The sequence below is a fragment of the Chondromyces apiculatus DSM 436 genome, assembly GCF_000601485.1.
Taxonomy (GTDB): domain Bacteria; phylum Myxococcota_A; class Polyangia; order Polyangiales; family Polyangiaceae; genus Chondromyces; species Chondromyces apiculatus.
In genome coordinates this window covers 1-10,383 of sequence record NZ_ASRX01000137.1, presented here as the reverse complement: position 1 = coordinate 10,383, position 10,383 = coordinate 1, and the positions used below count along the sequence as shown (strand labels likewise).

General features: G+C 70.2%; 10 protein-coding genes. 4 read left to right on the top strand and 6 right to left on the bottom strand.

Going from position 1 to position 10,383, the window contains the following annotated elements:
* The first annotated feature begins 353 nt into the window (after window positions 1–353).
* Entirely contained in the window at window positions 354–1,274 is a 921-nt protein-coding gene (locus tag CAP_RS42740) for a hypothetical protein (protein ID WP_044252373.1), read from the top strand.
* Window positions 1,275–1,377: 103 nt separating this feature from the next.
* The gene (locus CAP_RS42735; RefSeq protein ID WP_044252370.1) at window positions 1,378–2,259 is read left to right on the top strand and encodes a hypothetical protein; all 882 of its coding nucleotides are present in this window, start codon (window positions 1,378–1,380) and stop codon (window positions 2,257–2,259) included.
* Between the two features lie 32 nt (window positions 2,260–2,291).
* Here CAP_RS42735 and CAP_RS42730 read toward each other — a convergent pair whose 3' ends face one another.
* The 5 genes from CAP_RS42730 to CAP_RS42710 form a co-directional block, all read right to left on the bottom strand.
* Complete coding sequence (locus tag CAP_RS42730) at window positions 2,292–3,389, bottom strand: tetratricopeptide repeat protein (protein ID WP_156041676.1); 1,098 nt, start codon at window positions 3,387–3,389, stop codon at window positions 2,292–2,294.
* A gap of 54 nt (window positions 3,390–3,443) precedes the next feature.
* The gene (locus CAP_RS42725) at window positions 3,444–4,490 is read right to left on the bottom strand and encodes a lipase secretion chaperone (protein ID WP_156041675.1); all 1,047 of its coding nucleotides are present in this window, start codon (window positions 4,488–4,490) and stop codon (window positions 3,444–3,446) included.
* 62 nt (window positions 4,491–4,552) lie between these two features.
* Window positions 4,553–5,497 carry an esterase/lipase family protein gene (locus CAP_RS42720; RefSeq protein ID WP_081865846.1) on the bottom strand — a complete coding sequence of 315 codons (945 nt, stop codon included), beginning with the start codon at window positions 5,495–5,497 and terminating at the stop codon, window positions 4,553–4,555.
* Between the two features lie 323 nt (window positions 5,498–5,820).
* Window positions 5,821–6,726, bottom strand: a complete 906-nt coding sequence (locus CAP_RS42715; RefSeq protein ID WP_044252366.1) for an NHL repeat-containing protein — start codon at window positions 6,724–6,726, stop codon at window positions 5,821–5,823.
* 36 nt (window positions 6,727–6,762) lie between these two features.
* Window positions 6,763–7,212, bottom strand: coding sequence for a C1orf53 family protein (locus tag CAP_RS42710; RefSeq protein WP_156041674.1), 450 nt, complete (start codon window positions 7,210–7,212; stop codon window positions 6,763–6,765).
* Between the two features lie 129 nt (window positions 7,213–7,341).
* Between CAP_RS42710 and CAP_RS42705 the strand changes: the two genes are divergently transcribed.
* On the top strand, window positions 7,342–8,721 hold the full coding sequence (locus CAP_RS42705) for a hypothetical protein (RefSeq protein WP_044252360.1): 1,380 nt from the start codon (window positions 7,342–7,344) through the stop codon (window positions 8,719–8,721).
* A gap of 68 nt (window positions 8,722–8,789) precedes the next feature.
* On the opposite strand, the gene efp is transcribed toward CAP_RS42705, so the two are convergent.
* Window positions 8,790–9,353: an elongation factor P gene (gene efp, locus CAP_RS42700; protein ID WP_044252357.1), complete on the bottom strand. Its 564-nt coding sequence runs from the start codon at window positions 9,351–9,353 to the stop codon at window positions 8,790–8,792.
* A gap of 87 nt (window positions 9,354–9,440) precedes the next feature.
* Between efp and CAP_RS42695 the strand changes: the two genes are divergently transcribed.
* Entirely contained in the window at window positions 9,441–10,310 is an 870-nt protein-coding gene (locus CAP_RS42695; protein WP_231512028.1) for a tetratricopeptide repeat protein, read from the top strand.
* Window positions 10,311–10,383 lie beyond the last annotated feature (73 nt).

The window sequence follows — 10,383 nt, the reverse complement described above, 5'->3', positions numbered from 1 at the left end:
CCACCGCCGGCGCCACCGCCGGCGCCACCGCTGGCGCCACTGTTGCCGCTGGCCCCGGTGGCGTCACCCCCGTGCCCGGCGTCCGTGCCGTACTGCATCCACCCGGGCGTTGCATGGGCCGGACTGTGCACCGCCTCGCGTCGCGCCTGCAACGTCCCGGTGTGCGCGTCCGCGCGGTCCGGCGGCTGGCGTCGCTGCCGGCCTGGATCCCCCGCTGCGCTGCGCCCGTGCGGCTCCCTCTCCGCGGCCCGTTCCCGTGCGGCTTGTCCTGTGCCGCTGCCCTCGCCTACGGTGTACGGGTCGCGCTTCCTCTTCCCCTCCTTACTTGGCTCCGAAGCCCTTTCGGTGACGACATGCACCTGACCTCCGCGTGGACCACCCTCCTCGCCTCTGGCCTGATGATCCTCGTCGCGTGTGGCGGCAACGTCGTCATCGACGGCGACCCCTCTGCGGGGTTCGGTGGCGCGGGCGGCACTGGCGCGTACACGGGCGTGGGGGCTGGTGCCCCGGCGACCAGCGGCACGGGCGGCGTCGGCGCGGGCAGCACCGGCACCAGCTCGGGCACCGCAGGAGGGGCGGGCAACGTGCCCGACGTCGTCAAGAACACCTGCCCTGACATCGCCGCCGAGCCGCTGGTGTGCGTCACCATCTCCGTGGAAGGCCTGGCCATCGTCTCGCCGGAGAGCGGTCAGCACTGCAAGCTCCAGCCGCTCTATGACCACCTCCTCGGCTTCGTGGGCTCCCTCGGGGTGATCGGCAACCACGTCTACTGGTGTGACGAAGACCGCGTGAGGCGCATCTCCCTCGACCACGGCGTCGTCGACAGCAGCGCACCTTACGCCTGCGACGCCGTCACCGAGTGGCAGGGCAAGCTGCTGGTCAAGCCGCAGGCGACCGGCAACGGCGACACCCTGGAGGTCTACGCCACGTTCGAGGACATCTCCGCGCGGGCCCCCGAGGCCGTGCTCCCTCCGGTCTACAACACGCGCCTCGCCACCAGCGCGACCACCCTCTACAGCGCCTGGCACGCGACGGACGAGATCGCGCGCGCGAAGCTGCCGACCATGGAGCCCGTGGCGTCGCTGTTCTTCTCGAACAACGACGACTGGGTGTACGGCATCTGGCCGAACGAGGACCAGGGAACCCTCCTCGTCATCCGCGACGAAGTCGACCTCATCACCCTCGATCTCGCCTCCGGAGCGAAGGTCGGCGGGACCGAATTGAGCTACTCCTTGTTCCCGATGGGCGGTCTCTCCTGCTGGCGCAATCCCTGAGGCGCCGCCTGCTCCGGGCGACCCTCGCGTGACCACGCTCCGACGTTCCTGCATCACCTCGCGTCACCCCGCCTCCTCGCCGAGGCACTCCAGGAGGCATGGCATGCACCGCGGTACGGCCCAGAAGATCCTTCTCGCTGCTGGCGTGGTGGCCACGCTCCTCGTGGCGTGTGGCGGCAACGTCGTCGTGGACCACGAGCTCTCGTCCGGATCGGGAGGCGCCGGGGGGTACACCACCGTCGTCGGCGTCGGCGCCGGTCAGCCCACGACGACCTCCTCCGTCACCTCGACTGGCGTGGGGGGAAACACGGGCGTGCCGGACACCATCCGGAGTGCCTGCCCCGAGCTCGCCGCCGAGATGCCCGTGTGCATCATGGTCGACTACGAGGGCATCGTCGCCGTCTCTCCGCGCACGGGTGAGCAGTGCCGGCTCCTTTCTGACCTCCAGGGAGCGATCACCAGCTCCGATGCCAGCTCCATCGCGGTGATCGGCGAGCAGATCCACTGGTGCAACTTCGAGTCGTTGAACCGGATCTCGCTCGAAGGGGTCGTCCGTAGCGTGCCGTACCTGTGCCAGGCCGTGACCACGTGGGAAGGCAAGCTGCTGGTCCGATCGTACGGGCAGGGTACGGAGACCCTGAAGGTCCATGGATCGCTCGAGGACATCGAGATGGGTGTGCCGCCCGAGGACATCTTCTACACCGACGATGACAACTCGCGGTGGGTCGCCAGCGAGACGACCTTGTACAGCGCCTGGCACTCCACATCCGAGATCAGGCGCGTGTCCTTCCCGTCCCTCGAACCGCAACCGAGCCTCGCTCTTCAGGGCTTCGACGGCTGGGTCATGGGCATGTGGCCGGACGAAGCGGAGGGCGTGATGCTCGTCAACTCCTACGGCCGCTTCCTCACGTTCGATCTCACCTCCGGCGCCAAGGTCGGCGAGGTCGTGACGTCCTCTGGCGATGGCATCCACTGCTGGAAGTAGGGGGCGCTCGGAATCCTGAACGCGCCCCGGACTTAAAGACCGAAGCTGAGCAGGTAGCCGGCGTCGGCGCGCTCCAGGGCCAGGTAGGCGGCTGCCAGCACCCCGAGGGCGCAGCAGAGTGACCAGCTTGTGCGCCCTGCGCTGCCCAGCTCTGGCAGCGCCACCCGCAGCGCGCGACCGGCGAGGGCCACCCCGAGCACCCCGACCCCGAGCCACACGAAGGGGCGCGGGTCTGCGCCGCCGTGCACCTTTGCCAGGATCGCCCCTGCGCCGCCCACGTAGAGCGCGGCGCCCACCAGCAGCGGGGTCGCGGCCTCTCGCAGTGCCGCCTCCCGCGTCGCGGCCTTCGCCTTCGCGAGTGCGCCCAGTGCTGCCAGGGCCACGAGCCCCAGCACCGCACCTGCCACCCAGCGCAGCGTCTCCCGCCGCGCGACCCGCACCACCTCCGCCTCCAGCGCTGGCGCCACGCCAGGGTGCTGCTTCACGGCTGCGCGCGCCGCCTCCAGGTCCCCTCGGCTCCGGTGGATCTCCACCACCCGCCCCAGGGTGAGCGCGCGCTTCAGCGCATCTGTCGCTGGGTCGTCCAGCACGGCTTCCAGCACCTCCAGCGCCTGATCGGCGCGCCCCAGCCGGTGCTCCAGCGCGTCTGCGAGGAGGAGCCGCGCCTCCACCCGCACCTGCCCGGGGGGAAACCCTGCCACCTCGCGCCCGAAGCCCTCTGCCGCCGCCGCGTCTCCGAGCCGACCGGGATCACGCCGCAGCGCCTCCAGGTGCGACAGAGGACCGAAGTCCCCCTCGGCGTGTGCTTCGAGGAACGCCACCCGGCTCCTCGCCAGGCGCGCGAACGGCGCGCTCGCATCGATGGCCAGCGCCTCGCGGTATCCCCCCAGCGCCTCCGCGAACCTGAACTGCGCTGCCGCCTGCTCCGCCTCCGCGAACCTGGCCTGAGCCCTCACCCGCGGCGTGGGCGGCATGGCCGGCGTGGCCACCTCGCCTTGCACCTCACCCCCGCGCCCCTGGTCCGCTTCCTCGGAAGCCACGCACGGCGCTGCGGCGTGCAGCAGCGCCATGCCGAGCGTCGCTGCGAGCGCTACCCGGCGCCTCCGAGGACCAGCCCGCGCTGCGTGCATCCCGGCGTCCTACGCTGGCTGATGCGCCCCGTCACGCCTGGGCACCGGGGCGCCTCACATCTCGATGGGCTCGCCCCGCATCTTCAGGATGGCCCGCGCCCTGAGCTGCTCCGGTGGCGAGAACGACCGCTCCAGCAAGGAGAGCACGGCCACCTGGCGCGCGTCGGGATCGGCGGTCGCGTCGGCGACCTTGGCCCGCGCTGCCCGGAAGGCGTCCAGCCGCTGCTCCCAGTCGCTCCGTTGCTGATCGAGCGTGCGCAAGCGCTCCGCGGCCTCGGGGCCCACGGTCGCCAGCCGGTGCTGGTGGAGTTCCGCCGCCGTCGCGCCTGCGGCCCGCATCGCCTCCTCCTCGGCGAACTGCTCGGCAGGGAGCCGCGACGCTGCCCGCGCCTCCCGGGCTTGCTCGGGGAGCTGGTTGGCGAGCGCGTCGAGCTTCGCTTGCCGCTCCTGCTCGGAGAGCGACCCGTCGCGCATCACCTCGCTCTGCGCCGCGGCCACGGCCGACTCCTGCTCCTCCGCGCCGAACAGGGCTTCGGCCTCGTCCTCGCTGAAGTGCTCGCGTCGCAGCCGGCGGATGCTCTCCAGCCGCGCGGACGGCTCCGCCTCCTTCTCCAGATCCCCGGAGAGGGAGCGCGAGGCCTCGCGCATGGCCAGGTACTTCTCGAACAGCTTCTCGGCCTGGCTCGCGGCGGGATCCTCGAGCCGCTCGTGGATCGCGGCGAGCACCCGGGCGCGCAGGGTGGCGTCGGTCTCTTCGCCGGTCGCCGACAGGAAGTAGTTGAAGAAGCGGATCACCTCCGGACCGAGCACGAGCCGCCCGCGGTCATCCACCCGCAGCGCGTCGTCGATCTCCGTCCCCTGGAGGGATCGGGGCAGGTTCGCGGCGGCTGCCTCCCCGGGAGAGGGCGCGGCAGGGGCGGCGGCTGTGGAGGATACCGGGCGCGCTCGGGGCGCCTCTGGCCGGCCCGCCGTCGCCGCGGCTTCGGGGCGCCGTGGACCGGGAGACGGAGGTGGCGCGCCGTCGCTTCCGCGCAGCCAGAGCGCGAGCGCTCCGGCCACCGCGACACCCCCGAGCGTTGCTCCTTGCCACCTCGTCTTCACGGCGCGTCCTCCCGGCTCCAAGGAAACCCAGGGCGAGGGGACGCGAGTCCCCTCGTGGAGACTCAGAGCCCCGCGCTCTTCAGCCGGTTCGCGTGGGTGCGGAAGACCGACTTGGGGTCGGTGGAGAAGAGCGCCGTGATCCCCACGAGCTGGTTCACCTCGTCGAGGTGGTTCATGTTGTAGTCGTCGCGCAGCACCGTGCCGAGGTGCGAGCTGCACTTGCCGACCAGGCCGTCGTCGGCCTCACCGTAGAAGGTGGACGTCAGCCCGAGCGCGTAGTCGCCGGCGTCGAACACGTTGGTCAGCACGCCGGTGCCGGACCACGAGTAGTACTTGATCCCGTCCACCGTGGCCGCGCCCTGGCCGCAGGTCGTCGAGGGGATGCCCGCGGGGTACTCCGCGTTGAACGTCGCCATCCCGCTCGCCGAGAGCGAGTCCAGGGCGGCGAGGGCGTCCTGGGGGTTCGAGTGGCCGCTCAGCAGGCCGAGCGCCGTCCCGAGCTTGTTGGCGAAGAACGACAGGACACCCTCGGTGAAAGAGCCACCCTTGACGTTGCCGCGGAGGTAGGTCGCGAACTCGGCGCCCTTGTGGGGAGACCCCACGGACGTCACCGAGGCCACCAGGTCGGGGCGCACGGAGGCCACGTAGCGGATGTCGAGGCCGCCGTGGCTGTGGCCGATGAGGTTCACCTTGCCCTTGCCGCTCCGGGCCGCGATGTCCTCGACCTGCGCGAGCAGCGCCTCTCCGCGCTCCTCCGTGGAGTTGAAGGCGGGCACTTGGGTCACGTACACGTCGGCGCCGCTGGAACGCAGGTTCGACTCGATGCCGTGGAAGTAGTCGACCACGCCGAAGAGCGAGTCGAAGCCCGCCATGCCGTGGGCGAGCACGATGGGGTACCTGGTCTGCGCATACGAGTCGCTGACGGCATCGCTGCTGTCGACGACCTCCTCGGTCCCCTCGTCCTCACCTGCGCCGGCACATCCGATCACGAGCGCCGCCTGCGCCATGAGCATCGCGCCCCGGACCATCCACCGACCCAGCACCGACCGCTCCGACCTTTGCTCTTTCATCCGCCTGCCTCCTGACGCAGCGCTTCATGGCAACCCCCGTGCCTCTCTTGATGCAGTGCGTGAAAGCGTTGTTTCGTGCGCGAAAAACCGCCCAGGTGAAACTCCCCTGACGCAGCGCTGAAAACGCCACCGTGCGGTTGTAAAGGGACGGAACGATTGCGTGGTCCGGGTGAGCCATGATTGACCCAGTGGGTCATCGATGTACCAGCTCCGGGGATCCACCCTGGTGGGGTCAGGGCGTCACTGGCAGTACGCGCGGCTCACTCGATGGGGGTCAGCGGCGCGGCGGTGGTGGAGCCGGCGCCGAAGAACTCGAGGAAAGCCGGCGCGCTCGGGATGGGGATCTCGGAGGTGCTCGCGTTCTCGAGGTTGATCTTGATGAGCGCGCCCTCGGCCGTGAAGCCGTAGGCAGAGCCGCCCCAGAAGGCCAGCCCGAAGACGTCCTGGTAGTTGAGCATGCCGATCACGCGCTTGAGCTTCCCGTTCGCCGGGTCGACCTCGACGATGCAGTCGTCGCAGTCGGCGCCCGTCACGGTGAGGTACGTCCCGCCGCCGATCACGGAGACGATGTCGCCGCTGGAGTAGTAGCCGCCGATGGGGTTGCTGGTGTCGACCAGCTCCCCGAGGGTGCTCAGGAATCCGGTCGTGGTGTCGATCCGCACGTAGGTGGCGCTGTTGTAGCCCACGAGCGCCTCCTCATCGGGATCGACGGTGCCCTTCGGGACGAAGGAGAGCGAGTTCGGGTAGCTGCCGTCCGCGAGCTTGGTGCACTTCGCGGTCTCCTTGTCGATGCTGAAGAGACTCCCGAACGTGGCCCCGAACATCTGCCCTTGCTCGTTGACGGCGATGTCGATCACGTTGTCGACGCAGCCCACGAAGTCCGCGACCTCTTTCACCTCGCGGGTGTTCGGATCGAGGCGGAAGAGCGTGCGCGCGCTGTGCGCGAAGACCTCGGCGTTCTCCTGCTCCTCGCCCGGCCCTCCGGCCCCGAGCCCGAGGTCTCCCCCCGTCCCCGAGCCCCCGCCGCCATCGCTGCTGCTGCCAGATGCGCCGCTGCCCTGAGACCCGTCCGAGCCCGACGCCGAGCAGCCCATGGCGAGGAGTGCCCCCACGCCGAACGCCCAGTGCCAGCCAATCCCCAGAAGCAAGCGAGGTGCGCGCATCATGGGGTGATTATCGGCGCCCTGCTCCCCCCCGTAAAGTCACCCCTTCTTTTCGCCGTCTTCTCCGTGTTCTACGCGAGCGTCACGCGCCTCGAGAGCGTCGGTACGAGGAGCCAGCGTGCCTTTCGGCATCTGTACCCGGAGCACCTCGGCCTCCGCGCCGGGCTTGCTGGCCGCTCCGAGGGGCGCTCCGAGGGGCGCTCCGAGGGGCGCTCCGAGGGGCGGTGGTGCGGCGCCCGCGCCGCCTGCGGGAGCGATCGGCACCCTCGACGCGCTGGCGCCATGGACGACGAGGCTGGGGCCCCGGCGCACCCGCGCGAACTGCTCCTCGCGGCCCCGGTAAGGGCAGTGCCGGCAGCCGGAGTTGCAGCAGTAGCCGCGCTTGAGGTGGAACGCCGACGTGAAGACGTAGCGCCCTCCTTCGAGGTAGTAATCCTCCCCTTCGACGAGCTTGATCTGCTTGGTGCCCATCGGGATGCCGGCCGGCAAGCTTCGATGCTACCCGGGATGCGCTGCCTGCGCCATCCTGCGTCCTCCGCGTGCGTCCTCGGCGTGACCTCGTACGCCAGCGGCGCTGCACAAGCTGACCCACGATCCAGGTCCTGATTTCCCGGAACGATGCGCCTGCACCCCCATCTCCTCTCCTTCGTCGCTCCCCTCATCGCAGTCGCTGGCTGCGATGGCTGCCGCAACGATCGCCCCTACACGCCCTACACGCTCGACGCGACGGCGCCGTCCTCGTCCTCGTCCTCGTCGGCGTCGTCGCCTGCGGCGCCTCCGTCTGCCGGAGCCACCGCGTCTCCCGCTGGCATCGGCGCTGGCGACGGGTCGCCACCCGGCCCCGATGCAGGCGCCGACGGTGGCGCCTTCACGGCAGTGCAGGTCGGTACAGCGCCGCCCGAAGGAGGCAAGCGCTGGCCACTCGATGGAGGCCGCATCGCTGAGGCCCCTGCAGGCCGCAGCCTGGAGACGGGCCTCGTGGTCGACGCAGACGGCGACGGAGCCCGCGACCTGCTCGCCTGGGCGCGCGCTCCCGACGGTCTGCGTGGCGAGCTGGTGTTCATGTCCGGCGCTCCTGCGGCTCCCGCCGGTGCCCGCACCCTGGCCGCACTTCCAGCAGGGATCGCGCCCTCCGGGTGCACGCCGCGCGCGTCGCTCGCGCAGATCAGCGCGCTCACGGTCGGTCTGGCCATCACGCCGAGCTGCCCCGACGCGCAGCAGGAGGGAGCCAGCCGGTGGCTCGCGCTCCTGCGCACAGGCGCGCCCGCGACGCCAGCCCCCCCAACGCTCGCGCTGGAGGTCCGGATCCGTGGCCTTCCAGGCACCATGAGCTGGGCGATCCCGGCAGGCACTGCGCCCGGAACCATGTCGCCAGCGGGTGCCAGCGCGTCCCTCGACCTCGCCGTGGCGACCTCCGACCGCGATGGCGACGGGCGCGAAGACCTGGAGATCCGTGTGACCTTCACCGCGGGACCTGAGCCGGGCAGCGCTCCGTCAGAGGGGCAGGGGACCGCGGGCGAGGTGCCAGGGAGCGCTGCGGGTGCGCCTGGTGCGTCTGGTGCGCCTGACGCGCCTGACGCGCCTGGCGCGACCGGCGCGACCGGCGCGACCGGCGCGTCGCCCGAGGCGTCAGGTCAGCCCTCCGCCGAGAAGGGGCCATCTTCAGCAGCGGGCGCCGCAGGCACCACACCGCGGGTGGCTCCCTTGTCCGTGCCGTTCTGGTTCCTGGATCGGCCCTCGGGGCTGGCGCGCGATGCGTCGCAGCCCGGGGCCGCGCTGAAGGCGCTCGCCGACGCGCTGCTCGGAGACGCTGGCACCAAGGCGCGCGCATCCGAGGTGCCGGCACGCGCACAGGCCATCCGCAAGCTGCGCTCCCTGCTCTGCGAGGATGCAGGGGGAAGCGTGGCCGTCACGATGAGCGACGGCCCCACCCGGTGCGGTGAGCTGGACCTCGACAAGACCCTCGGCCGCGCCGAGACGCGGGCACGAGGGCGCTGAAGACCAGCTCGGCGCCGGCTCCTTCAAGCTAGCTCCGCGCCGGCTCCTTCGAGCCGGTCCGGCGCCAGCTACTTCTTGTTCACGCGCTCGAGATACTTGCCGTCGGCCGTGTCGATCTTGATCCACTCCCCCTCCTGGACGAAGAGGGGGACGTTCACCACGGCGCCCGTGGAGACGGTGGCCGGCTTGGTGGCGCCGCTCGCGGTGTCACCCTTCACGCCGGGCTCGCTGGAGACGATCTGCAGGGTCACGTTCGCCGGCAAGCTGACGCCGATCGCCAGGCCGTTGAAGATGGTCACGTCCACCGAGGAGTTGTCGCTGAGCCAGCGCGCATCGTCGCCGATCTTGTCCTCAGAGACCGGGATCTGCTCGCCCGTCGCGGAGTCCATGAACACGTAGTCGGAGCCTTCCTTGTAGATGTACTGGAGCGTGCGCTCCTCGACATCGGCCGGCTCCAGCTTCTCACCCGACTTGAAGGTGCGCTCCAGCACGGCGCTGGTGGCCATGTTCCGGATCTTCACCCGCGTGAAGGCCTGACCCTTCCCAGGCTTGACGAACTGGAAGTCGACGACCGTGTAAGGCTGGCCGTCCAGCATCATCTTCAGACCTTTTCTGATGTCACTCGTGTCCATACGCTGGGTCCTGGTAGGGTTGGGGGCGGCCGTTTACCATAGCCACGCCCTCTTGCACAGAGCGCACGCGTGGCGGATGACAGTGCCATGGAGAAGATGCGCGACTTCGACGATGAACTCCGGGAAATCAAGCGGGAGATCGTGGAGTCACGGGCGCTCATCATCAAGACGAACAACCTGACGAACGCGCTCGCCGCAGACCTGAAGAGCATGTCGCGCCGTCAGGTGGGCAACGAGCGGCGTGCGTTCTGGAACAGCGCGAGCGCCAACATTCTCTTCGTCGTGGTGGTGATCGGGGTCGTCAAGCTGGCCTGGGACGCGCGCGTGGAAGCGGTGCAAAGCGAGACGCGCGGGATCGGCGAGAAGCTTCTGAAGCACGAGGCCGACCTGAAGGCGTTCCAGACCCGGAGCGATGAGCGCGCCCGGGCGGAGAGCGCGGCGGCGGCGTACTACGAGCTGATCCGGGCCGAGCGGCGGCAGGATGTGATCGAGGGGTTCGACGCGATCCGGAAGGAGCCGATCTCGCGGGCAGAGCTGGCGTTCTTCACGGACGCGGTGGAGCGGGTGCGGGCGGAGCTGTCGATCAAGTCGTACCAGACGGGGCTGGATCACATCCGGACGGGGCGGTGGCACGAGGCGGCGGTGGCGTTCGAGGATGCGATCCGTCAGAAGGAGACGGCGGCGCATACGCCTTCGGCGCGGCTGAATCTGGCGCGGGCGTACCGGAAGTTGAACCGGCAGCGGGATGCGATTCCGGTGCTGACGACGCTGTCGGAGGCGTCGCCGGATCGGGAGGTGATGGATGATGCGACGCTGCTGCTGGCGGAGTGTTTGATCGACATTCAGGCGTGGAATGATGCGAAGACGACGTTGCGGTCGTTCATTCGGCGGTTTCCGGACAGTCCGCTGATCAACGATGCGCGGATGGCGCTGGCGGACATCTCGATCAAGCACTGACAGGCGCTGAGGGGGGATGGGGGGCGCGGGGCTTCTGGGCGTCGTCCCGGAGGAAGGCGGGAGAGGGGTGGCG

Bases quoted from the DNA above. Each gene is read 5' to 3' on its own strand.
- CAP_RS42695 (WP_231512028.1), top strand. From the start codon at position 9,441: ATGGAGAAGATGCGCGACTTCGACGATGAACTCCGGGAAATCAAGCGG.
- CAP_RS42740 (WP_044252373.1), top strand. From the start codon at position 354: ATGCACCTGACCTCCGCGTGGACCACCCTCCTCGCCTCTGGCCTGATG.
- CAP_RS42735 (WP_044252370.1), top strand. From the start codon at position 1,378: ATGCACCGCGGTACGGCCCAGAAGATCCTTCTCGCTGCTGGCGTGGTG.
- CAP_RS42730 (WP_156041676.1), bottom strand. From the start codon at position 3,389: ATGCACGCAGCGCGGGCTGGTCCTCGGAGGCGCCGGGTAGCGCTCGCA.
- CAP_RS42720 (WP_081865846.1), bottom strand. From the start codon at position 5,497: ATGGCGCAGGCGGCGCTCGTGATCGGATGTGCCGGCGCAGGTGAGGAC.
- efp (WP_044252357.1), bottom strand. From the start codon at position 9,353: ATGGACACGAGTGACATCAGAAAAGGTCTGAAGATGATGCTGGACGGC.
- CAP_RS42715 (WP_044252366.1), bottom strand. From the start codon at position 6,726: ATGATGCGCGCACCTCGCTTGCTTCTGGGGATTGGCTGGCACTGGGCG.
- CAP_RS42705 (WP_044252360.1), top strand. From the start codon at position 7,342: ATGCGCCTGCACCCCCATCTCCTCTCCTTCGTCGCTCCCCTCATCGCA.